The organism is Streptomyces sp. DH41, from assembly GCF_029813785.1.
Taxonomy (GTDB): Bacteria; Actinomycetota; Actinomycetes; order Streptomycetales; family Streptomycetaceae; genus Streptomyces.
Window position 1 is genome coordinate 1 of sequence record NZ_JARVKY010000037.1, and the last position, 21,631, is coordinate 21,631.

At 71.4% G+C, this 21,631-nt stretch carries 20 protein-coding genes and 2 pseudogenes; 9 read left to right on the forward strand and 13 right to left on the reverse strand.

All coding sequences use genetic code 11. The annotated features are described in order from the left end of the window. Window positions 1-239, reverse strand: a 239-nt coding sequence (locus tag QC283_RS36510; protein WP_279566089.1) for a hypothetical protein, incomplete at its 3' end; no start/stop codon positions are given. A gap of 128 nt (window positions 240-367) precedes the next feature. Next, window positions 368-1,009, reverse strand: a complete 642-nt coding sequence (locus QC283_RS36515) for a DNA-3-methyladenine glycosylase (protein ID WP_279566090.1) — start codon at window positions 1,007-1,009, stop codon at window positions 368-370. A 147-nt stretch (window positions 1,010-1,156) separates the two neighbouring features. Here QC283_RS36515 and QC283_RS36520 point away from each other — a divergent pair, with 147 nt between their 5' ends. From QC283_RS36520 to QC283_RS36530, 3 genes are all read left to right on the forward strand, one after another. Then, window positions 1,157-1,939 carry a sporulation protein gene (locus QC283_RS36520; protein WP_279566091.1) on the forward strand — a complete coding sequence of 261 codons (783 nt, stop codon included), beginning with the start codon at window positions 1,157-1,159 and terminating at the stop codon, window positions 1,937-1,939. A gap of 49 nt (window positions 1,940-1,988) precedes the next feature. Continuing rightward, window positions 1,989-2,528, forward strand: a complete 540-nt coding sequence (locus QC283_RS36525) for a YbhB/YbcL family Raf kinase inhibitor-like protein (protein ID WP_279566092.1) — start codon at window positions 1,989-1,991, stop codon at window positions 2,526-2,528. Window positions 2,529-2,717: 189 nt separating this feature from the next. Beyond that, window positions 2,718-3,224 (forward strand): HNH endonuclease, encoded by a 507-nt coding sequence (locus QC283_RS36530; protein WP_279566139.1) that lies wholly within the window; start codon window positions 2,718-2,720, stop codon window positions 3,222-3,224. Window positions 3,225-3,270: 46 nt separating this feature from the next. On the opposite strand, the pseudogene QC283_RS36535 reads toward QC283_RS36530, so the two are convergent. The 3 genes and pseudogenes from QC283_RS36535 to QC283_RS36545 all read right to left on the reverse strand — a co-directional run. Beyond that, window positions 3,271-4,221 (reverse strand): annotated as a pseudogene (locus tag QC283_RS36535) (SPFH domain-containing protein); the annotation flags it as partial. Window positions 4,222-4,389: 168 nt separating this feature from the next. Continuing rightward, on the reverse strand, window positions 4,390-4,821 hold the full coding sequence (locus QC283_RS36540) for an NfeD family protein (RefSeq protein ID WP_279566093.1): 432 nt from the start codon (window positions 4,819-4,821) through the stop codon (window positions 4,390-4,392). 320 nt (window positions 4,822-5,141) lie between these two features. Beyond that, window positions 5,142-5,672: pseudogene (locus tag QC283_RS36545) on the reverse strand (ABC transporter ATP-binding protein); the annotation flags it as partial. A 152-nt stretch (window positions 5,673-5,824) separates the two neighbouring features. On the opposite strand from QC283_RS36545, the gene QC283_RS36550 reads away from it, so the two are divergent. Next, complete coding sequence (locus QC283_RS36550; protein WP_279566095.1) at window positions 5,825-6,613, forward strand: hypothetical protein; 789 nt, start codon at window positions 5,825-5,827, stop codon at window positions 6,611-6,613. Between the two features lie 300 nt (window positions 6,614-6,913). On the opposite strand, the gene chpE is transcribed toward QC283_RS36550, so the two are convergent. The 3 genes from chpE to QC283_RS36565 all read right to left on the reverse strand — a co-directional run bounded on the left by chpE (window position 6,914) and on the right by QC283_RS36565 (window position 9,094). Beyond that, complete coding sequence (chpE, locus tag QC283_RS36555; protein ID WP_100044926.1) at window positions 6,914-7,159, reverse strand: chaplin ChpE; 246 nt, start codon at window positions 7,157-7,159, stop codon at window positions 6,914-6,916. Between the two features lie 155 nt (window positions 7,160-7,314). Beyond that, complete coding sequence (locus QC283_RS36560) at window positions 7,315-7,956, reverse strand: response regulator transcription factor (protein ID WP_279566096.1); 642 nt, start codon at window positions 7,954-7,956, stop codon at window positions 7,315-7,317. Then, window positions 7,949-9,094, reverse strand: coding sequence for a GAF domain-containing sensor histidine kinase (locus QC283_RS36565; RefSeq protein ID WP_279566097.1), 1,146 nt, complete (start codon window positions 9,092-9,094; stop codon window positions 7,949-7,951). The genes QC283_RS36560 and QC283_RS36565 overlap by 8 nt, the downstream gene beginning before the upstream one ends. 263 nt (window positions 9,095-9,357) lie before the next feature. On the opposite strand from QC283_RS36565, the gene QC283_RS36570 reads away from it, so the two are divergent. The 3 genes from QC283_RS36570 (at window position 9,358) to QC283_RS36580 (ending at window position 12,197) form a co-directional block, all read left to right on the forward strand. Continuing rightward, window positions 9,358-10,056 carry an SDR family NAD(P)-dependent oxidoreductase gene (locus tag QC283_RS36570; protein WP_279566140.1) on the forward strand — a complete coding sequence of 233 codons (699 nt, stop codon included), beginning with the start codon at window positions 9,358-9,360 and terminating at the stop codon, window positions 10,054-10,056. Further along, entirely contained in the window at window positions 10,053-11,132 is a 1,080-nt protein-coding gene (locus QC283_RS36575; protein ID WP_279566098.1) for an S-adenosylmethionine:tRNA ribosyltransferase-isomerase, read from the forward strand. The genes QC283_RS36570 and QC283_RS36575 overlap by 4 nt, the downstream gene beginning before the upstream one ends. A gap of 351 nt (window positions 11,133-11,483) precedes the next feature. Further along, window positions 11,484-12,197, forward strand: a complete 714-nt coding sequence (locus tag QC283_RS36580; protein ID WP_279566099.1) for a transglycosylase SLT domain-containing protein — start codon at window positions 11,484-11,486, stop codon at window positions 12,195-12,197. Window positions 12,198-12,298: 101 nt separating this feature from the next. Here the strand turns inward: QC283_RS36580 and QC283_RS36585 are convergent, their stop codons facing one another. After that, a complete protein-coding gene (locus QC283_RS36585) occupies window positions 12,299-14,869 on the reverse strand; it encodes an FHA domain-containing protein (RefSeq protein WP_279566141.1) in 2,571 nt (856 codons plus the stop codon). Window positions 14,870-15,109: 240 nt separating this feature from the next. Between QC283_RS36585 and QC283_RS36590 the strand changes: the two genes are divergently transcribed. Then, on the forward strand, window positions 15,110-17,071 hold the full coding sequence (locus QC283_RS36590) for a streptophobe family protein (RefSeq protein ID WP_279566100.1): 1,962 nt from the start codon (window positions 15,110-15,112) through the stop codon (window positions 17,069-17,071). Between the two features lie 489 nt (window positions 17,072-17,560). Beyond that, on the forward strand, window positions 17,561-18,805 hold the full coding sequence (gene serB, locus QC283_RS36595) for a phosphoserine phosphatase SerB (protein ID WP_279566101.1): 1,245 nt from the start codon (window positions 17,561-17,563) through the stop codon (window positions 18,803-18,805). A 135-nt stretch (window positions 18,806-18,940) separates the two neighbouring features. Here the strand turns inward: serB and QC283_RS36600 are convergent, their stop codons facing one another. The 4 genes from QC283_RS36600 to QC283_RS36615 all read right to left on the reverse strand — a co-directional run bounded on the left by QC283_RS36600 (window position 18,941) and on the right by QC283_RS36615 (window position 21,570). Beyond that, window positions 18,941-19,459: a SixA phosphatase family protein gene (locus tag QC283_RS36600; protein ID WP_279566102.1), complete on the reverse strand. Its 519-nt coding sequence runs from the start codon at window positions 19,457-19,459 to the stop codon at window positions 18,941-18,943. Window positions 19,460-19,553: 94 nt separating this feature from the next. Further along, window positions 19,554-19,760, reverse strand: coding sequence for a hypothetical protein (locus QC283_RS36605; protein WP_279566103.1), 207 nt, complete (start codon window positions 19,758-19,760; stop codon window positions 19,554-19,556). Window positions 19,761-19,948: 188 nt separating this feature from the next. After that, a complete protein-coding gene (locus QC283_RS36610; protein ID WP_279566104.1) occupies window positions 19,949-20,065 on the reverse strand; it encodes an SGM_5486 family transporter-associated protein in 117 nt (38 codons plus the stop codon). 77 nt (window positions 20,066-20,142) lie between these two features. Next, window positions 20,143-21,570, reverse strand: coding sequence for a CynX/NimT family MFS transporter (locus QC283_RS36615; RefSeq protein ID WP_279566105.1), 1,428 nt, complete (start codon window positions 21,568-21,570; stop codon window positions 20,143-20,145). Window positions 21,571-21,631: the final 61 nt, after the last annotated feature.

The following is a 21,631-nucleotide window of genomic DNA, read 5'->3' on the forward strand; positions in this document are numbered from 1 at the left end:
TGCGTTTCCGACTCTATCAGATCTTTCCGATCCGATTTCCTCGGTGCTTTCCAGGTTCTCGCTTTCGCGTTTCCCTTTCCGGCGGTTCCGACTCTATCAGATCCTTTCGGGCCTGATTCCCAGTCAGGGGGGTTTGCCGTGGCTTTTTGGCTTTCGCCCGTCGGCCTTTCGACATTCACTACGTTAGCCGATTCCTCCGTGGACTCATAATCGAGTCCTGCGAGTTTGAATTCAGACATGCGGACACGCCGAATTCGCCCCCGCTGAGGGGAAGTCGTAGGTAGTGGGTTGGCCGCTTCCGGCTGCAGGCGATTGCCGTACCCGGGTCAAGCGGCTCGGGCTACGTTACGCGTCTCCCAAGGGAGAGTCAACTTCGGCGCCGCCTCGGTACGTGGGCCCGGTACGGGCTGACTGTCGGGTCGTCGGCGACCCAGTAACGCCACGGATGGACGCCGCCCTCGCCCGCCACGCCGGTGCGCGGGCCGCTGCGCACCTGGTCGCGCGGGACGGCGACGCCGGTCAGAATGCGCAGCGGGGTGTCCTCGGCCGTGCACGCGTCCGTGCCGTTCAGGGCGCGGTCCACGCCCAGGGCCGTGGCCAGCCGGGCCGGGCCCTTGGCCAGTTCCTTGTCGTTACGGGCGGAGAGCCGGCGGGGACGGGCCAGGTCGGCGCCCTCGATGATCTCGCCGGCGCGGAGCAGAACGGCGCTCGCCCGCCCCTCGGGGCCGCACACCAGGTTCATGCAGAACCACATGCCGTAGGTGAAGTAGACGTACACGTGTCCGGGCGGACCGAACATCACGTCGTTGCGGGGTGTGCGACCGCGGTACGCGTGGGAGCCGGGGTCGTTCTGACCGTCGTAGGCCTCGACCTCTGTCAGGCGGAGGGCGATCGGACCGTCCGGGGCGTTGCGCACCAGGACGCGGCCCAGGAGGTCGGGCGCCACTTCGAGAATGGGGCGGTCGAAGAAATTCCTGGGGAGGGGCGTACGGTCGGGGCTCGCGATCATGCCGTCCGAGCGTAACGCAGACGGATCCGTGCACGGGGTGGCCAGGGGGCGTCCCGCCTTGCCAGGGTGTGGCGGTGTGGAACCGGCCACCGCCGGATCGCGTTTGTAGGGATCAAGGGTTCACACACTGCCTGGAGAGGGAGAGACATGGCGTTCAAGAAGCTGCTCGCGAGCCTGGGGGCCGGCGGGGCTTCGGTCGAGACCGTGCTGAGCGAGGTCAACGTCGTTCCGGGCGGTGTCGTCCAGGGCGAGGTGCGGATCCAGGGCGGGTCCGTCGACCAGCAGATCGAGGCGCTTTCGGTCGGTCTGCAGGCCAAGGTCGAGGTCGAGAGCGGCGACCAGGAGCACAAGCAGGACATCGAGTTCACGAAGAGCCGGCTCGGCGGTGCCTTCGAGCTCAAGGCGAACGCGGTGCACGCGGTGCAGTTCGGGCTCGAGATCCCGTGGGAGACGCCGATCACGACGATCGACGGACAGACCCTGCGCGGGATGGACATCGGCGTGACCACGGAGCTGGAGATCGCGCGCGCCGTGGACTCCGGCGACCTGGACGCGATCAACGTGCACCCGCTGCCGGCGCAGAAGGCGATCCTGGACGCGTTCATCCAGCTGGGCTTCCGCTTCAAGAGCGCGGACATGGAGCGCGGCCACATCCGGGGTACGCGGCAGAAGCTGCCCTTCTACCAGGAGATCGAGTTCCTTCCCCCGCAGCAGTACCGGGGGCTGAACCAGGTCGAGCTGAGCTTCGTGGCCGACGCGCAGGCGATGGACGTCGTGCTGGAGATGGACAAGAAGCCCGGGCTGTTCAGCGAGAGCAGCGACACGTTCCGTTCCTTCAAGGTGGGGCTGAACGACTACCAGGGAACCGACTGGGTCGCGTACCTCAACCAGTGGCTGTCGGAGGTCGGCAGCAAGCGGAACTGGTTCTGAGGGTTCTAGGCTCGGTCGTCTCTGCACCAAACGATCAGGAGGTACCGAGGTGACCGAGCTCAAGCGGCGTCCGCTCCCCCATGACTTCCACCCGCCCGTGCCGTCGTTCACCGTCATGAGCGAGGACGTCCAGGAGGGCGCGACGCTCAAGGACGCTCAGGTCCACGCGGCAGGCAACACCTCGCCGCAGCTGCGGTGGGAAGGTTTCCCCGCCGGGACCAAGAGCTTCGCCGTGACGTGCTACGACCCGGACGCCCCGACGGGCAGCGGGTTCTGGCACTGGGTGGTGTTCGACATCCCGGCCTCGGTGACCGAGCTGCCGGTGGGCGCGGGCAGCGGCAAGTTCGAGGGGCTGCCGGACGGTGCCGTACAGGCACGCAACGACTTCGGCAGCAAGGACTTCGGCGGTGCCGCGCCGCCGGCCGGGGACGGGCCGCACCGGTATGTGTTCACGGTGTACGCCGTGGACCAGGAGAAGCTGGGGCCGGACGCGGAGGCCACTCCTGCGTTCGTCGGGTTCAATCTGCGGTTCCACACGATCGCGCGTGCCCAGCTGATCGGTGAGTACGAGGTGCCCGCCGATGGCTGAGTGTTCATGGAACGTTTGCCCGCCTCTGGTCTTGGAATGGATCAGGGGCGGGCATTTTTGTTGCGGGGGTGGTGGGGGCTCGGCCCCCGCAGGAGCAGCAGATATTGCGTTGTCCATCTCGGCGTGCCCGGCCAGAGTTGATCCCAGCCCGCCAGGGGGTGGGCCGGTGCGCACGGGAGGTGGGCTGGTATGCGGGACACGCTGGTACTGAACGCGAGCTTCGAGCCGTTGTCGACGGTGACGCTTAATCGAGCCGTCGTTCTGGTGCTCCAGGACAAGGCCGTCGTCGAACAGGCCCACCCCGAACTGCGGATGCGCGGAGCCGCGCTCGACATACCGGCGCCCCGGGTGATCAGGCTGTGCCACTACGTACGGGTGCCCTTCCGAAGACGCGCGCCGTGGTCGAGGCGGGGGGTGCTGGTCCGGGACCGGCACCGGTGCGCGTACTGCGGGCGGCGGGCGACGACCGTCGACCACGTGGTGCCGCGGTCGCACGGTGGGCAGGACACGTGGCTGAACACGGTGGCCTCGTGCGCGGAGGACAACCACCGCAAGGCGAACCGGACGCCGGAGCAGGCGGGTATGCCATTGCTCCGGGCGCCGTTCGAGCCGACGCCCGCGGACGCCATGTTGCTGGCGCTGGGGCGGGACGACTTCGACGCGCTGCCGGAGTGGCTGGCGCAGCCGGCCGCGTAGCCCGTAGTTCGTGGCCCGAAATCCGTGGTCCTTGGTCCGCTACTACGTCGATGGACGGCTTCTCGCGCCGCTCCTGGGCCGGGACGCTCGCACCGGAGCCTCCGCTGCCCGAACCGCCGCCCAGGCCGCCGAAGTTGCCCATGGCGCCGGACAGGCCCTTGAGGGCGTCGCCGATCTCGCTGGGGACGATCCAGAGCTTGTTGGCGTCACCCTCGGCGATCTTCGGGAGCATCTGGAGGTACTGGTAGGAGAGCAGCTTCTGGTCCGGGTCGCCGGCGTGGATGGCCTCGAAGACCGTGCGGACGGCCTGGGCCTCGCCCTCGGCGCGCAGGGCGGCGGCCTTGGCCTCACCCTCGGCGCGCAGGATCTGGGACTGCTTCTCGCCCTCGGCGCGCAGGATCTCGGACTGCCGGACGCCTTCGGCTTGGAGGATCGCCGCGCGCTTGTCCCGGTCGGCGCGCATCTGCTTCTCCATCGAGTCCTGGATGGAGGTGGGCGGTTCGATGGCCTTGAGCTCGACGCGGTTGACGCGGATGCCCCACTTGCCGGTGGCCTCGTCGAGGACGCCGCGCAGGGCCGCGTTGATCTCCTCGCGGGAGGTGAGGGTGCGTTCCAGGTCCATGCCGCCGATGATGTTGCGGAGGGTGGTGACGGTGAGCTGCTCGATGGCCTGGATGTAGCTGGCGACCTCGTAGGTCGCGGCGCGGGCGTCCGTCACCTGGTAGTAGATGACCGTGTCGATGTTGACGACCAGGTTGTCCTGGGTGATGACCGGCTGCGGCGGGAAGGGCACGACCTGTTCGCGCAGGTCGATGCGGTTGCGGATGGTGTCGATGAACGGGACGACGATGTTGAGGCCCGCGTTCAGCGTCCGCGTGTAACGGCCGAAGCGCTCGACGATGGCGGCGCTTGCCTGTGGGATGACCTGGATGGTCTTGATCAGGGCGATGAAGACCAACACCACCAGGATGATCAAGACGATGATGACCGGTTCCATCGTGGTTGTCCGTCCCCTTCTCCGCCTCGGCGCTCTGGCAGATCCTTATTGACCCTGACTACTGACCCTGACTACTGCTGATCCTACGGCTGTTGAGGATCTTGCTGGTCGAGTCTGACAGACCGTCGTGTACCTCGGAGGGTGTTCGGTCCACTTCGTCCGGCGAGGTCACAGGATGATCGCCGTGGCCCCCTCGATGTCCACGACATCCACTTCCTCGCCCGTCTCGTAGGCGCGTCCGGCGTCGAGTGCGCGTGCCGACCAGACCTCTCCGGCCAGCTTGATCCGGCCGCCGGAGCCGTCGACCCGCTCCAGCACCACGGCCTGTCTGCCCTTCAGGGCGTCCACGCCCGTGGCGAGTTGGGGCCGTTGGGAGCGATGTCGGGCGGCGATGGGCCGTACGACGGCGATGAGCGCGACCGAGACGATGACGAAGACGAGTACCTGGACGACGACGTCCACGCCGAACCCGGAGGCGACGGCGGCGGCGACCGCGCCGACCGCGAGCATCCCGAACTCCGGCATCGCCGTCACGACGAGCGGGATTCCGAGCCCTGCCGCGGCGACGAGCCACCACACCCATGCGTCGATGTCGTTCACACGGTCATGGTAGGTCCGCGGGACTCACTGGGACAGGGCGCACGGGGGGCGGGTCAGGACAGAGGGAGCCCCTGTGCGGTCCAGCGGTCGCCGACCTGCTCGACGACGAGCGGCAGTCCGAAGCAGAGGGACAGGTTGCGGGAGGTGAGTTCGAGCTCCAGCGGGCCGGCGGCCATGACCTTGCCCTGACGGATCATCAGGACGTGGGTGAAACCCGGGGCGATCTCCTCCACGTGGTGGGTGACCATGATCATCGAGGGGGCGATCGGGTCGCGGGCGAGGCGGCCGAGGCGGCGGACCAGGTCCTCACGACCGCCGAGGTCGAGGCCGGCGGCCGGCTCGTCCAGGAGCAGCAGCTCGGGGTCGGTCATCAGCGCGCGGGCGATCAGCGTGCGCTTGCGCTCACCCTCGGAGAGGGTGCCGAACTTCCGGTCCAGGTACTCGGTCATGCCGAGGCGGTCGAGGAAGGCACGGGCGCGCTGCTCGTCGATGTCCTCGTACTCCTCCTGCCAGCCGGCCGTCATGCCGTAGGCGGCGGTCAGCACGGTCTGCAGCACGGTCTGGCGCTTGGGCAGCTTGTCGGCCATGGCGATGCCGGCCATGCCGATGCGCGGGCGCAGTTCGAAGACGTCGGTGCCGGGCTCACCGAGGGTCTCGCCGAGAATGGTGGCGGTGCCCTTGCTCGGGTAGAGGTAGCTGGACGCGACATTGAGGAGGGTGGTCTTGCCGGCGCCGTTGGGGCCCAGGATGACCCAGCGCTCACCCTCCTTCACCGACCAGGAGACCTGGTCCACCAGAGCCCGGCCCTCGCGGACCACGGATACGTCCTGAAGCTCCAGAACATCGCTCATGAGCGCGTTGTCTCCCCTTGCATTGTGGCCGGTCTCGGCTGTCGCGTACGCCTGTGGCTCGGGCCGCCGCGCCGGGGGGCGCAGGCCCTCCAGGAAATCTACGCCACCGGTCGGCTTCACCGTTCCATCGGTCCGGTCCTTAGGGTGGGGGCATGCTCTCGGAACCACGCGCAGGGCGCCTTGCCGCCTGGGGAAATGCCCTTATTGCCGGAATGGTCTCGCCGGATGACGCCGCGCTCGCGGTCGTCGGCGAAGACGCGGTGCACCGGGTGGAGGGGTTGCCGGGTGAATCGGCGCCGGTCGGTCTCACGCTGGCGCTGGGGCGGCTGCGGGCGCTGGGGGCGACCGGGCTGAGGGTCGCGCTGCCCGCGCCGGGGCATCCGCTGGGCCTGAGCGGTCCGCCGGAGTTCAACGCGCGGGCGCTGGAGGCCGAGGAGGCGGTGATCTGTCACGGTGCCGCGCTCGGGCTGGTGCCGGAGGTGTACGAGGCCGGGCCCGAGGGTGATGTGCATGTCGAGGTCGTCTGGCACTGCCTGCCGGTGCGGGAGGCGCCGCCCGCCGATGTGCCCTCGCTCGGGGAGGCCGAGCGAGAACTGGCGGAGGGGCTGCGGGACGCGACGGAGGTGCTGACGCGGCTGGACGTCGCCGGGTCGGGGCCGGTCGCGGAGGCGGCGGTCGCGGCGTATCGGGCGCGGGCGGAGCGGGGGCGGGAAGTGCTGGCGCCGGGGTATCCGCCTCGGGCGGTGCGGGTGCTGGAGTTGGCGCAGCGGGTGGGGGCGTTGGTGTCGCTGGCGTATGAGAACGGTCACGGGGGTGCGGTGAGCGCGTCCGAGATGGCGGCGCGGGGGGAGGCGTTGCGGCCGGTGGAGCGGACGGCTCGGCGGGCGCAGGTCGCGGCGTACAACTCCGTTGTGGAGGAGCGGGAGCGGGGGGTGCGGTGACGTCTGTCGGTTGTGCGGGGGCGGCCCTTGGTTGTGCGGGGGCGTTGCTCTGAGGGGTGCCCGGCGTGGGTGCGGGGCGGGGGTGGGTGCGCGGCCCGGCGCTGCGGGGTGCCTCCCCCACTCTCGACTGCGCTCGAGCGGGAGGTGCCCCCACCGCCCACCCGTGCCGCCCCTGGGGGTACCTCCCAGGCCGTTCAGGCACTGGGGGAGGCACGACTGCCCGCAGCTGGGGGGTGGGGGGAAATGCGACCGGCCCCCCGGGGTGGGCCCGGGAGGCCGTGGTCGGCTTGGTGGCCTGGGTCAGTGGTTGACGCCGAGGTTGCCGAAGGCCGGGTTCAGGACGCCGATGACGTTGACGCTGTTGCCGACGGCGTTCACCGGGATGTGGACCGGCGCCTGGACGACGTTGCCGGAGGCGACGCCCGGGGAACCGATGGCCTCGCCGTGGGCGACGGAGCCGTCGGTGGCGGAGGCCATGCCCGCGCCGGCGGCGATCAGCCCGCCGGCCACCATCGTCACGGCCGCTGCCTTCTTCAGGTTCTTCACTTACAAGCCCTCCTTGCGATTGCCGCGGCAGTCGCCGCAGCACGCACTGGAGAACGGCCGGGCGCCGGAGAGGATGCGCCATATGGGGGACATTCCCACGACGGTATGAATCTCGGACTGGAGGGGAACCCTCCGCGGTGCCGTCGCGTAGAGGGTCAGCCGGTCACGCCGTGGCGTACGGCCCACAGCGCGGCCTGGGTGCGGTCCGCGAGGTCGAGTTTCATCAGGATGTTCGACACGTGGGTCTTCACGGTCTTCTCGGAGAGGACGAGGGCGCGGGCGATCTCCCGGTTGGAGCGGCCGTCCGCTATCAGGCCCAGCACCTCACGCTCCCGCTCCGTGAGGGCCCCCGCTCTGCCCTGGCCAAAGTTGCTCTCCTCCTGGGACAGCAGGGCGCCCGCGACCTCGGGCTGGAGCAGGATGTGGCCGGCGTGGACGGAGCGGATGGCGCCCGCCAGCGCGTCGGGATCGACGTCCTTGTAGACGTAACCGGCCGCGCCCGCGCGCAGGGCCGGGACCACCGTGCGCTGTTCGGTGAAGCTGGTGACGACCAGCACGCGCGCGCGGTTGTCCAGCTCGCGGAGTCTGCGCAGCGCGTCGACGCCGTCCATGCCCGGCATCTTGACGTCCATGAGGATCACGTCGGGCTTCAGCTCCTCGGCGCGGTCGACTCCCTCGGCACCGTCCGCGGCCTCGCCCACCACCTCGATGTCGTCCTGCACCTCCAGGAAGGTGCGCAGGCCCCGGCGGACCACCTGGTGGTCGTCGACGAGCAGCACCTTGATTGCGTCAGCCACCGGGGACCTCCATCTCGATCGTGGTGCCCTTGCCGGGCGCCGATTCCACGGTCAGCGTGCCACCGGCACCGTTCGCCCGGTCCCGCATGGAGACCAGGCCCAGGTGGCGTCCCGCGCGGCGCACCGTATGCGGGTCGAAGCCGCTGCCGTCGTCGGTGACCCGCAGCACGGCTCCGGTGCCGCGCCGGTGCAGCGTCACGTCGACGTGTTCCGCCGCGGAGTGGCGCAGGGCGTTGTGCAGCGCCTCCTGGGCGACGCGCAGCATCGCCTCCTCCTGGGCGGCGGGCAGGGCCTTGACCCCGTGCCCGGCGAAGGTCACCCGTGCGGCGTGGGCGCGGTCGAGGACCTGGATCTGGGTGCGCAGCGTGGCGACGAGGCCGTCCTCGTCCAGGGCGGCCGGGCGCAGCTCGACGACGGCGGCGCGCAGCTCGTCGGCGGCCTCCGCGGCGAGCGTGGCGACCTGTTGCAGCTCGCCCTTGGCGCGCGTGGGGTCGCGGTCGACCAGGGTGGCGGCGGCCTGGGCGGTCAGGCGCAGGGAGAACAGTTTCTGGCTGACCGCGTCGTGCAGTTCGTGGGCGAGGCGGGAGCGCTCCTCGGCGATGGTCAGCTCGCGGCTGCGTTCGTAGAGGCGGGCGTTGGTCAGGGCGATGGCGGCGTGCTGGGCGAGGATGCCCAGCAGTTCCTCGTCGTCCTGGGTGAAGCCGCAGCCGCCGTCGGGTTTATCGCAGTTCTTGTTGGCCAGGAACAGCGCGCCGATGACCTCGTCGCCGTCGCGGATCGGCAGGCCCAGGAAGTCGACCAGGTCGGGGTGGGCGGACGGCCAGCCCTCGAAGCGGGGGTCCTTGCGGACGTCGGCGAGGCGCTCGGGGGTGGCCTCGTGCAGCATCGCGGCGAGGATTCCGTGCTGGCGCGGCAGGGGGCCGATGGCCTTCCACTGCTCCTCGCTGACGCCGTCGACCACGAACTGGGCGAACCCACCGTGGTCGTCGGGGACGCCGAGGGCCGCGTACTGCGCGTCGAGCAGCTCGCGGGCCGAGGCGACGATCGTCTTGAGGACGTCGCGCACCTCGAGGTGTCTGCTCATGGCCAGCAGCGCGGAGCTGACCGCGGCGAGGCCGGACCGGGGGCCGTGGCTCATGTCCTCACGGTACCGGCGGAGTGTGACACCCGGATCGGACCTGTGACCGCCGTCGCCTAGGGCGGTGGGCCTAGGCCGGAGGTCCCCGGTCGTCCTGGGCCGGAGGTCCCCGGTCGTCCTGGGCCGGAGGTCCCCGGTCGTCCTGGGCCGAAGGGCCCCGCACGGTTGCGGCTCGTGCCCGAGGCGGCCGGTGCGGCCCGGTTCCTAGGTTGAGGATCACGCCGCGCCGATCAGGAGGCGTGGACGACGAGGGGACGTCTGTCATGCCGGTCGCGATCATCACGGGAGCTTCGAAGGGACTGGGCCGGGCGCTCGCCGGGGCCTTGGCGGCACGAGGGTGGGACCTGGTGCTCGACGCCAGGACGCCGGAGACGCTCGAGGAGACGGCGGCGGCGCTGGGGGCGTACGGCACGCGCGTGACGGCGCTGCCCGGAGATGTCAGCGACGCCGGGCACCGGGCCGGGCTGGTCTCGGCGGCCCGGCGGCTGGGCGGGGTGGACCTGCTGGTCAGCAACGCGAGCGCGCTGGGCGCGCAACCGCTGGTGCGGCTGGAGGAACTGCCGGCGGCCGGACTGCGGCGGGCACTGGAGGTGAACGTGGTGGCCGCGCTGGGCCTGGTCCAGGAGGCGCTGCCGCTGCTGCGGGCGGCCCCGGCGGGCGCGGTGCTGACGGTCAGCTCGGACGCCGCGGCGGAGGCGTACGAGACGTGGGGCGGCTACGGGGCGTCCAAGGCGGCCCTGGACCAGCTGGCGGCGGTGCTGGGCGTCGAGGAGCCGGGGCTGCGGGTCTGGGCGGTCGATCCCGGGGACATGGCCACGGACCTGTACGCGGCGGCCGTACCGGACGACGACGATCCGCGGCCCGATCCGGGGAGTGTCGTACCGGCGCTGCTCAGGCTCCTGGACGAGCGGCCGGCCAGCGGTCGCTACGGGGCTCCGGCGCTGCTGGAGGGAGTGCGATGACGCCGGCGACGGGGGTCCCCCCTCAGGGGGCCGTCGGAGCGTGGGGGAGCGTTCCCGAGGAGTTGTCGGCGCGGGTGCCCGTCGAGCAGCGGGGGCCCGGGCTGGGCCGGGACGGCGTACGGCTGCTGGTGTCGCGTGGCACCGAGGTGTCGCATCACGGGTTCCGGGAGCTGCCGGGGCTGCTGCGGGCCGGCGATCTGCTGGTCGTCAACACGTCGGCCACGCTGGCCGCCGCGGTGGGCGGGGACGTCGGGCACGCGCGCGTGGTGGTGCATTTCTCCACGCGGGGGGACGACGGCCGGTGGGCGGTGGAGCTGCGGGAACCGGACGGGCGGGGCACCACGCGCGCGCGTGCGGGCGGACCGAGGGGGACGGTGGTGCGGCTGCCGGGCGGTACGCGGCTGGTGCTGGAGGAGCCGTTGAGTACGCGCGGGGAGCGGTTGTGGTGGGCCCGGGCGTCGGGGGCGGAGGTGCCCGTGGTGCTGCGGGAGCACGGGCGGCCCATTCGTTACTCCTATACGGAGCGGGATCAGCCGTTGTCCGTGTACCAGACGGTGTTCGCGCGGCCGGCCGGGGACGGGTCGGGGAGCGCGGAGATGCCGAGCGCGGCGCGGCCCTTCACGGCGCGGCTGGTGGCGGAGCTGGTGAGCCGGGGTGTGCTGTTCGCGCCGGTGACGCTGCACACGGGGGTGGCTTCGGCCCAGTCGCACGAGCCGCCCTATCCGGAGCGGTTCTCCGTGCCGGAGGTGTCGGCGCGGCTGGTCAACGCCGCGAAGGGCGGGGGCGGCCGGGTGGTCGCGGTGGGCACGACGGCCGTGCGGGCGGTGGAGTCGGCGGCCGGTGCCGACGGGGTCGTACGGGCCCGGGCGGGGTGGACCGGTCTGGTCGTGACTCCGGAGCGCGGGGTACGGGTGGTGGACGGGCTGCTGACGGGGCTGCACGAGCCCGAGGCCTCGCATCTGCTGATGCTGGAGGCGGTGGCGGGGCGGGCGGCGATCGACCGCGGGTACGAGGCGGCGGTGCGGGAGCGCTACCTGTGGCACGAGTTCGGGGACGTCCATCTCCTCCTGCCGTAGGAGTGCGGTCCACAGCCCTCACGGATTGCATTGCTCCAGCAACCATCGGTGAGAAGCGCGGGGTGCCGATGTGAGCCCGCGCATAGGGCGCACGTCACGTACGAAGGGGGATAGGAGAGCGACTCGTCCGTTTTGACCGGGCCGACAGTCCAGACTGCCCCGTTTTACCCGACCCTGATCCACTACCCCGGATCGTACGTCACACCTTTGCCTCCGAATTTTGCGGCCGCTAAGAATTGCTCTCGTCGCTCAACGCGGCGGGTCTCGCCCCGCGGCGTTTGTGCCGGAAGCACCAACTGTCCCCACCGGACGAGAGCGACCTCCGCGCTATTCGAAGAGGTCTATCCCGCCATGCCCAAGAACATCTTCACCCGTGGTCGCAGTCTTCCCCTGAACCGCAAGCACAAGATCGCGGTCGCCGGTGTCGGCACGCTCGGCGCCGCCGCCGTCGCGCTCACCGCGGTCCCGGCCAGCGGTCAGACGACCACGAGCGAGGCCGCTCCGACGGCCAAGGTGGCGTACAGCACCGAGCAGATCAAGGACGTGCACGCCGGCGTCACCGGCCAGTTCGCCGGTGCCGGCCAGAAGGTCGCCTCCATCGAGGCGAAGCAGGAGGCGGCCACCAAGACCACCTCCACGAAGAAGGCCGCTGCCGAGAAGGCCGCGGAGAAGCGCACGGCCAAGGAGAGCACGAGCCGGTCCGCCGCGCGCGCCGAGGCCAAGCAGTCCCCGAAGAAGAGCTACGCCGACAACCTCGACGGCTGGATCCGCGAGGCCCGGGACATCATGAAGAAGCACGGCATCCCGGGTACCTACGAAGGCATCCACCGCAACATCATCCGCGAGTCCTCCGGCAACCCGAAGGCCATCAACGACTGGGACATCAACGCCATCAACGGCATCCCGTCCAAGGGCCTGCTCCAGGTGATCCCGCCGACGTTCGAGGCGTACCACGTGCCGGGTACCCCCAAGAACATCTACGACCCGGTCGCCAACATCGTCGCCGCCTGCAACTACGCCGCGGACAAGTACGGCACCATGGACAACGTCGACAGCGCGTACTGAGGTCGGCGCGGACCTCTTCACGCCGGCTCGGAACCGAACGCCGAAGGGCGGCACCCTCCTGACAGGGTGCCGCCCTTCGGGGCGTCTCGGCTCGGCCGCGGTTACTTGCGCATGACCTCGGGCTCGTGGCGGCGCAGGAAGCGTGCCACGAAGAAGCCGCAGATCACTCCGAGGACGATCAGCGCGGCCATGTTCAGGCCCCAGGCGCCGATGGTGTGCTCCCACAGCGGATCCGCCTCGGCGCCCTTCTCCGGCGGACTGATCCGGTTGAAGTCCAGCGTGGCGCCGGCCGCGGCGACCGCCCAGCGGGACGGCATCAGGTACGAGAACTGGTTCACGCCGACCGCGCCGTGCAGGGCGAAGAGGCAGCCGGTGAAGACGACCTGGATGATCGCGAACATGACCAGCAGCGGCATGGTCTTCTCGGCGGTCTTCACCAGCGAGGAGATGATCAGGCCGAACATCATCGAGGTGAAGCCCAGCGCCATGATCGGCAGGGACAGCTCGAGGAGCGTCAGCCCCCCGAGGACCAGTCCCTCCTCCGGGATCTCCCGGTTGACGAAGCCGATGACGCCGACCAGCAGACCCTGCAGCACGGTGATCACGCCGAGCACGAAGACCTTGGACATCAGGTACGCCGACCGGGACAGGCCGGTCGCGCGTTCCCGCTCGTAGATGACGCGTTCCTTGATCAGCTCACGGACCGAGTTCGCGGCGCCGGCGAAGCAGGCGCCGACCGCGAGGATCAGCAGGACCGTGGTCGCCGTGCCGTTCGGGACGATCCGGCCCGCCGCGTTGGGCGGGTTGGGCAGCAGGCCCTTGTCCGCGTCGATCAGCAGGCTCACCGCGCCGAGCACGGCCGGCAGGATCACCATCAGGGCGAGGAAGCCCTTGTCGGAGACGATCACCGAGGTGTAGCGCCGCACCAGCGTGATGAACTGGGACATCCAGCCCTGCGGCTTCGGCGGCTTCATCGCCTGCATCGTCGGCACCTGTACGGACTGCGGCGCGACGGCGTCGATGTCCGCGGCGTACATCTGGTAGTGCTGCGAGCCCTTCCAACGGCCCGCCCAGTCGTAGTCGCGGTAGTTCTCGAAGGCGGAGAAGACGTCGGCCCAGGTGTCGTAGCCGAAGAAGTTCAGCGCCTCCTCCGGCGGGCCGAAGTAGGCCACCGAGCCGCCCGGCGCCATCACCAGCAGCTTGTCGCAGATCGCCAGCTCGGCCACCGAGTGGGTGACGACGAGGACGGTGCGGCCGTCGTCGGCGAGGCCGCGCAGCAGCTGCATGACGTCGCGGTCCATGCCCGGGTCGAGGCCGGAGGTCGGCTCGTCCAGGAAGATCAGCGACGGCTTGGTGAGCAGCTCCAGCGCGACGGAGACACGCTTGCGCTGGCCACCGGACAAGGAGGTGACCTTCTTGTCCTTGTGGATGTCCAGCTTGAGCTCGCGCAGCACCTCGTCTATGCGGGCGTCACGCTCGGCGCCCGTGGTGTCGGCCGGGAAGCGGAGCTTGGCCGCGTACTTGAGGGCCTTCTTGACGGTCAGCTCCTTGTGCAGGATGTCGTCCTGCGGGACCAGACCGATGCGCTGGCGCAGCTCGGCGAACTGCTTGTACAGGTTCCGGTTGTCGTAGAGGACCTCGCCCTGGTCGGCGGGCCGGTATCCGGTGAGCGCCTTGAGCAGGGTCGACTTGCCGGAGCCGGACGGGCCGATGACCGCGATCAGCGACTTCTCGGGGACGCCGAAGGAGACGTCCTTGAGGATCTGCTTGCCGCCGTCGACCGTGACGGTCAGGTGGCGGGCGGAGAAGGACACCTCACCGGTGTCGACGAACTCCTCGAGCCGGTCCCCGACGATCTGGAACGTCGAGTGGCCGACGCCCACGATGTCGGTCGGGCCGAGCAGCTGGGAGCCGCCCTTGGCGATCGGCTGACCGTTGACGTACGTGCCGTTGTGCGAGCCCAGGTCGCGGATCTCCATGCGCCCGTCGGGCGTCGAGTGGAACTCCGCGTGGTTGCGGGAGACCTGCAGGTCGGACACGACCAGGTCGTTCTCCAGGGCACGGCCGATGCGCATCACGCGGCCGAGCGAGAACTGGTGGAACGTGGTCGGACTGCGGTCCCCGTAGGCCGGTGGCGCCCCCGCCGCGCCGCCGGGCCCCTGCTGCTGGGGGAAGTGCGGCGCGGCCTGCGGCTGCTGTCGCTGCTGCCAGCCGGCCTGCTGCTGCCCGTGCTGCGGAGCCTGCTGCTGCGGAGCCGCCTGTTGCTTCGCGGCCTGCTGCTGCGGCTCCTGGACCGGCGCCTGCTGGGCCCAGCCCGCGTTCACGCCCTGAGCCGCGTACGGCGGCTGAGGCTGAGCCTGCGGCGTGCCGACGGCGGCCTGGGCGCCGGTCAGGTTCAGACGCGGTCCGTCGGTCGCGTTACCCAGGTTCACCACCGTGCCGGCGCCGAGCTCCATCTGCTGGATGCGCTGCCCGTGCACGAACGTGCCGTTGGTGCTGCCGTGATCCTCGACGACCCAACTGTGGCCGTTGAAACGGATCGTGGCATGCCGCCAGGAGACCCTGGCGTCGTCGAAGACAAGCTCCCCCTGCGGATCGCGTCCGAGCGCGTATGACCTGGACGGATCGAGCGTCCAGGTCTGTCCATTGGATTCCAGTACGAGTTCCGGCACTCCATGCCCCACTGAGTTGTCCCCCGATTTGCCCCCGTCGCGGGGAGTCTAGGGATGTCGAACATCGGGGGGAACTATTTCAGGCTCGGCCCCCTGACCGAAAGTCGGGCCTTGTGAAAACTGCGTGGGCGCCCTTCGGCCGTTCCCGTTGACGGGGTTGAAACCTGCCCGGAGAGTGGTATTCCACGCGAGGGGGACATGCGCGGCAACTCGGCCGCGCAGCGGATCGGGGGGTCTGCCATGAGCGTGTCCACGAGCGCCGAAGCCAAGGGGTACGGCACCGGGGTGCCGTGGGGGGACGTACTGCTGTCCGCGATCGCCTCGGTGAGCTGGGCGTTGATCGGCATGGCGGGAACGGCGGCGCTCGGCCTGCGTCTGCTGGGCGCGGACGCGGCCGGCTCGCTGGGCCCGATGACCGCGGCGGTCGTGGCGCTCGGAGCCGGTGGTTCGGTCACACCGGCCGGAGATGTGTCCGCGTTCGGGCTGAAAGGGGCTCAGGCCCACACGGCCATCGAGTTCACGCCACTGGGCGTGGGACTGGTCGGTGCGGTGCTCCTGTCGTTCTTCTTCCTGCGGTCCCTGCGGGCGGCCGGGGTCGTGGTAGCGCCCGCCGAACTCCTCGCGCGCGCAGGGGCGGTGATCGCCCTGTTCGTGGCGATGATGGGCGGGCTGGCCTGGGCGGGTCACGACGTCATCACGATCGACGGCGGCTCGCTCGGACTCGACGACCTGCCCGGCGGGGGTGGCGACGGCGGGGGCATCGAGATTCCGGGGCTCGGCGATCTGGGCGCCATCGACGGGCTGCTGCCCGACCGGATCGGTGACCTCGTGGACGCCGAGGCGGCCGTCGGCTTCTCCGTCGACACCGCGCCGACGCTGCTGGGCGGCCTGGTCTGGTCCGCCGGGGTCCTGCTGATCGCGCTGCTGGCCTCGCGCCGCACTCCCCTGCCGCGCGGGTGCGAGACCGTGCACCGGGTGGTACGGCCGGCCGTGTCGGCCCTGGTCACGGTGGCGCTGACGGCGGTGGTGGCGGGCTTCGCGGCGGCGGCCTACGCGGCGGTCGGCGACGACCATCCCCGGCGGATCGCGGGGGCGGCGCTGCTGGGCGCGCCGAACGGGGTGTGGCTCGGCGTTCCGGTCGGCCTGTTCGTGCCGTGGGACGGGCGGGCCACCGGTGAGCTGGTCCGGGTCCTCCCGGCTCCGCTGGACGAGCTGCTCGGCGCCGGCACCGAGGAGCCGGTCACCCTCGGGCGGCTGGCGGAGCTGGACGAACGGGTGTGGCTGCTGGGAGTGGCGGCGGCTCTGATGATGCTGCTGGCCGGGGTGCTGACGGCGGTACGGACACCTGTGGCGCGGGACGAGGCGCGTTCCCTGGCTTTCGCCGGGCGGTGCGCCGTGCGGCTGGGCGTCGTGACCGCGCCGGCGCTGCCGCTGCTGGCCCGGCTGACGGAGGTGTCCGTGGACGCCTCGCTGTCGGTACTCGGCGTCGACGCCTTCGGCGCGGGCATCGACCTGCGCGGGCATCTCGGTACGGCCCTGCTGCTGGGTGCCGTGTGGGGCGCGGGGGCGGGGGCCGCCGGGGCGTTGCTGGCGCGGGCGAGCGGGGCGGCGGGGTCGCGGGCGTCGGCCTTGGCACGGAGTGCCGGGACGGCGGGGTCGGGGGTCGCGGGCGTAGGCGGGGCGGGCGTCGACGCTTCGGCGTACGCGGGGGCACCGTCCTCGGGGCCGTACCGGCCGCGGGCACCGCATCGGCCGCCCGACCCGGGCACCAATCCGTATCTGCGCCTGCGGGGAGGGGCGGGCATGGGGGCGCGGGCGGAGGAACCCGAGGACGCGCGGCCTGGCGGGTCGCGTATCCGTCCGCCGTCCGACCCGGGGTATGCGCCGGGTGCCGGGCGGCCCGCTCCCGGAGCCCGGCCGCCCGACGGCACGGGGCAGGGGCACGCGGGCGGGGACCGACGGCCCGAGAACGCGGGGCAGCGGCCCGACACCGACGGACAGCAGGCCGGCAGCGACGGACAGCAGTCCGGCGACGATGTGTACGGCGCCCCTACGGTGGCCGGGCCGCTGGGACCGCGGCCGGGTACGCCGCCACGGCCTCCGCGGCCCGGCGGCCGACCGCCGTCCCGGTGGGGCGAGCGGCCCCCGCCCCCACCTCCCCCGCCTCCGGCGCCACCCCGGCGGCCCGGGGACGAGCGGTGAGGAGACCGGATCCGGACGGGCAGGCCGTGGCCGCCGCCGGCCGTGGCCCCTTCAGCCGCCGGGCGACTGTAATCACCGCCCCCTGAGCACCGCCGCGGCCTCGACGCCCGGCAGCGGCTCGACGCCGATCCCCTGGCGACGAGGCTCCCCTCCCCCGGCACGAGGCCCCCTCGCGGCCACCGACGGCGCCGAGGTGGGCGAGGTGGGTACGGACGCGGTGCGGGCCGCCACCCTTGGGCCCCGAGCCGCCGAGCCACCGAACCGCTGCGATCACCACCGGGCGCGCCTCCGCAGCCTTCCGTCGCGGCCTCCGAGGCCTTCCGCGATCCGGCGGAGGGCCACAGCCGGTCGCCGTCCCCACCGGCGCGTGTGGAACAGCCGCCTCCGCCGTCCCGCGCCCCGGAGGCGACCAGGTCCGCCCCGAGGCCCTGTCCGTCAGGCGGACCTCGGGGGCGGGAGGCACCGGGTGCCGGATACGGTTGGAGCACCATGAGCGCTTCGCAGACCTCTGACGTTCCCACGCTTCTCGTCAAGATCTTCGGCAAGGACCGACCGGGCATCACGGCCGGCCTGTTCGACACCCTCGCCGCCTACTCCGTCGATGTCGTCGACATCGAGCAGGTCGTCACCCGTGGCCGAATCGTGTTGTGCGCGCTCGTGACCGAGCCGCCGCAGGGCCTGGAGGGCGATCTGCGGGCCACCGTCCACAGCTGGGCGGAGTCGCTGAAGCTGCAGGCGGAGATCATCTCCGGCATCGGCGACAACCGGCCGCGCGGTCTCGGCCGCTCCCTGGTCACGGTGCTCGGCCACCCGCTCACCGCTGAGGCGACGGCCGCCATAGCGGCCCGGATAGCCGAGTCGGGCAGCAACATCGACCGTATCTTCCGGCTGGCCAAGTACCCGGTGACCGCCGTCGAGTTCGCGGTGTCCGGCGTGCAGACCGAGCCGTTGCGCACTGCGCTGGCCACCGAGGCCGCGGCGCTCGGTGTGGACGTCGCGGTCGTCGCGGCGGGGCTGCACCGGCGGGCGCAGCGCCTGGTGGTGATGGACGTGGACTCCACGCTGATCCAGGACGAGGTCATCGAGCTGTTCGCCGCGCACGCCGGGTGTGAGGACAAGGTCGCCGAGGTGACGGCGGCCGCGATGCGCGGGGAGCTGGACTTCGAGCAGTCGCTGCACGCGCGCGTGGCACTGCTGGAGGGGCTGGACGCCTCGGTGGTGGAGAAGGTGCGCGGCGAGGTGCGGCTGACACCGGGTGCCCGCACCCTGATCCGTACGCTGAAGCGGCTCGGCTACCAGGTGGGGGTCGTCTCCGGCGGCTTCACGCAGGTCACCGATGATCTGAAGGAGCGGTTGGGACTGGACTTCGCCCAGGCCAACACGCTGGAGATCATCGACGGCAGGCTGACGGGCCGGGTCACCGGGGAGATCGTGGACCGGGCGGGCAAGGCGCGGCTGCTGCGTCGGTTCGCCGCCGAGGCCGGCGTACCGCTGGCGCAGACCGTGGCGATCGGGGACGGGGCCAACGATCTGGACATGCTGAACGCGGCCGGGCTCGGGGTCGCCTTCAACGCCAAGCCGGTGGTGCGCGAGGCGGCGCACACGGCGGTGAACGTGCCCTTCCTGGACACGGTGCTGTATCTGCTCGGCATCACCCGTGAGGAGGTCGAGGCGGCGGACACGCTGGACGAGGGTCTCGTCGAGGGCCTCGGACTGCCCATCGACCGGATCTGACCGACCCACCCCACCTGATCCGATCCGGTCCACCCGCCCCACCGGGTCTGCCCCACCCGGCCCAGGCGCCTCCTCCTACGGCCGGGGCCCGGACCGCCTGAGTGCCGGTCCGGGCCCTGTCCTGCGGGGATCGGATCAGTCGGTCGGCGCCCAGTAGTCGACCAGGGAGGCCGCGCCCGGCTCCACGTCCTTCCAGGAGCCCGTGAAGGTCAGGACGGCGAAGGCCGCGGTCGGGAAGCCACGACGGCCCATCCGCTCCCGGACGTCGTCCTCGGCCGAGCCTGCCAGGATCTCGGCGAGGGCCTCCATGCCCGGGTTGTGGCCGATCACCAGCACGTTCCGCAGGTCGTCGGGGGTCTCGTTGAGCACGGCGATCAGCTCGCCGGGCGAGGCCTCGTAGATCCGCTCCTCATAGACGGTTTTCGGCCGCTGCGGGAACTCCTGGACGGCGAGCTTCCAGGTCTCGCGGGTCCGGGCCGACGTGGAGCACAGTGCCTGGTCGATGGGGACGCCGGTATCCGCCAGCCTGCGTCCGGCCTCTGCGGCGTCCTTGCGGCCCCGATCGGCGAGCGGCCGCTCGTGGTCGGTCACCTGTGGCCAGTCGGCTTTCGCATGCCGGAAAAGGATGATCCTGCGGGGTTCTGCGACGCTCATGGAATCCAGCTTCGCATGAAACAGGCCACGAGGCGCAGGGAGTTGACATGCGGATTCACCGCTTTGAGCGCGCCCGGGGACGCCGGTCCCGGCCTCAGTGCGCGGTCAGCTGCCGCACCCGCTCCAGGAGGTGGGCGATCCCGGGGTCACCGGCGGTGGCGTGGGCCTCGGCGGGATTCAGTATCAGCAGGAGCAGCGCGACGAAGGCGAGCACGGGCAGGGCGAGGGCCCACCAGGGCAGCCGGATCTCGACGCCGCCCCGGGTCGCCTGGGGAGGCCGGGTGTGGATTGGGGCCGACATGAGTGCCTCCGCTGGTCTTCGAGCGTCCCTGGTCCGTGCTCCGCGGCCCGCCTGCCGTACTGCGGGCACATCTCGAAACTACGGAATCCGCGGGCCCCGACCCATCCGGAAGTCCACCCACTTGACCCTGACCCTCGCCCCCTAGGGGATGGGAGGTTAACCCCACCCTCCGGCGGACGAGGACGGGATCACGGTGAGGCGATCGTCGCGACGATGCCGATGATCACGAAGATCGCGAGGAAGCCGCCGAAGACGTACAGCATCTTCTTCTGGCCGTGCTGGGGATTCGGGTCGAGGACTGGCATACGGCAAGTCTCGCATCCGTCTCGCCCACCGGAGCGGGCGGGCCGCACCCCGGAGGGCGGACCGGCCGCTGACGGGTTCAGCGGGCCGCCTCCTCCTCCACTGTGCGGTCGCGTCCCGCCAGGAAGCCCACCACCATCTGCGGCACCATCAGGGCACTCATCAGCGCGATCGGCATGCCCCAGCCGCCGCTGTGCTGGTAGAGCACGCCCACCAGCAGCGGCCCCGGGATGGAGATCAGGTAGCCGGTGCTCTGCGCGAAGGCGGACAGCTGGGCGACGCCCGCGCCCGTCCTGGCCCGCATCCCGACCATGGTCAGCGCGAGCGGGAAGGCGCAGTTGGAGACGCCGAGCAGCAGGGCCCAGGCCCAGGCGCCGCCGGCCGGGGCGAAGTACAGGCCGGCGTATCCGGCGAGTCCGCACACGCCCAGTACGAGCACGATCGGCCCCTGGTGGGGCAGGCGGGTGGCCACCCGCGGGATGACGAAGGCGAGCGGCACGCCCATCACCATGATGACGGCGAGCAGGAGGCCGGCGGTGCCGGCGGACACACCCGCGTCCCGGAAGATCTGCGCCATCCAGCCCATCGTGATGTAGGCCGCGGTGGCCTGGAGGCCGAAGAAGACGGCGAGGGCCCAGGCCGTACGGCTGCGGGTGATCCGCAGCGGGGGCTGCTCGGCGGGCTGTGCCGCCGGCCGGTCCGCACGGCGCGCGGCCGCGGGCCCCGAGGCACCCTCGGCGCCCTCGGCGCCCTTGTCGGCGTCCTTGGAGGCGTCCCGGGCGGGCGAGGGCTCGGACGGTGCCTTCCGGTCGCGCACGAAGGGGATCCACGGCAGGACGGCGGCCGCCGCCAGGACGGCCCACACCGCGAGGCCGGGCTGCCAGTCCCCGCCCAGCGCGTTCGTCATGGGCACGGTCGCCGCGGCGGCGATCGAGGTGCCGAAGGCGAGGGCCATGGAGTACAGGCCCGTCATGGAACCGACCCGGTCGGGGAAGAAGCGCTTGACGATGACCGGCATCAGGACGTTGCTGACCGCGATGCCCATCAGCGCGAGGGCGGTGGCGGCCAGGAAGCCTGCCGTGCCGCCGGCGTACGGGCGTATGAGCAGGCCGGCGGTGATGGCGACCATGCCCGCGCAGACCACCGCGCCGGGTCCGAAGCGGCGGGCCAGCCGCGGGGCGGTGACCCCGAAGACGGCGAAGCACAGCGGGGGCACGGAGGTGAGCAGTCCGGCCACGCTGCCGCTCATGCCGAGCCCGTCGCGGACCTCTTCCAGGAGCGCGCCCAGGCTCGTGATGGCGGGGCGCAGGTTGACGGCGGCCAGGACGATGCCGAGGACGAGCAGGCGGGTCGTCCACGTCGTCCACGCGCGCGTGCCGGGCGGTCCGGGCGTCCTGCCGGGTACTCGGGCATCACGTTCGGCCGCCTCGCGGCCGAGGGGCGCGGACTTCGAGGTCTCCGTCCGGGTCTCCGTCCGGGTTTCGTCACTAGCCATGAGACCCATCATAGAATCATGGGATGATTGGTTGTCCATCCCGGCGTTCGTCCGGTGGCTGTCCGCCGCCGGG

Excerpts from the sequence above, each read along its gene's own strand:
- QC283_RS36575 (WP_279566098.1), top strand. The coding sequence starts at position 10,053 with ATGACGCCGGCGACGGGGGTCCCCCCTCAGGGGGCCGTCGGAGCGTGG.
- QC283_RS36515 (WP_279566090.1), bottom strand. The coding sequence starts at position 1,009 with ATGATCGCGAGCCCCGACCGTACGCCCCTCCCCAGGAATTTCTTCGAC.
- QC283_RS36615 (WP_279566105.1), bottom strand. The coding sequence starts at position 21,570 with ATGATGGGTCTCATGGCTAGTGACGAAACCCGGACGGAGACCCGGACG.
- QC283_RS36570 (WP_279566140.1), top strand. The coding sequence starts at position 9,358 with ATGCCGGTCGCGATCATCACGGGAGCTTCGAAGGGACTGGGCCGGGCG.
- QC283_RS36600 (WP_279566102.1), bottom strand. The coding sequence starts at position 19,459 with ATGAGCGTCGCAGAACCCCGCAGGATCATCCTTTTCCGGCATGCGAAA.
- QC283_RS36530 (WP_279566139.1), top strand. The coding sequence starts at position 2,718 with ATGCGGGACACGCTGGTACTGAACGCGAGCTTCGAGCCGTTGTCGACG.
- QC283_RS36605 (WP_279566103.1), bottom strand. The coding sequence starts at position 19,760 with ATGTCGGCCCCAATCCACACCCGGCCTCCCCAGGCGACCCGGGGCGGC.
- QC283_RS36550 (WP_279566095.1), top strand. The coding sequence starts at position 5,825 with ATGCTCTCGGAACCACGCGCAGGGCGCCTTGCCGCCTGGGGAAATGCC.
- serB (WP_279566101.1), top strand. The coding sequence starts at position 17,561 with ATGAGCGCTTCGCAGACCTCTGACGTTCCCACGCTTCTCGTCAAGATC.
- QC283_RS36610 (WP_279566104.1), bottom strand. The coding sequence starts at position 20,065 with ATGCCAGTCCTCGACCCGAATCCCCAGCACGGCCAGAAGAAGATGCTG.
- QC283_RS36565 (WP_279566097.1), bottom strand. The coding sequence starts at position 9,094 with ATGAGCCACGGCCCCCGGTCCGGCCTCGCCGCGGTCAGCTCCGCGCTG.
- QC283_RS36580 (WP_279566099.1), top strand. The coding sequence starts at position 11,484 with ATGCCCAAGAACATCTTCACCCGTGGTCGCAGTCTTCCCCTGAACCGC.
- QC283_RS36520 (WP_279566091.1), top strand. The coding sequence starts at position 1,157 with ATGGCGTTCAAGAAGCTGCTCGCGAGCCTGGGGGCCGGCGGGGCTTCG.
- QC283_RS36590 (WP_279566100.1), top strand. The coding sequence starts at position 15,110 with ATGAGCGTGTCCACGAGCGCCGAAGCCAAGGGGTACGGCACCGGGGTG.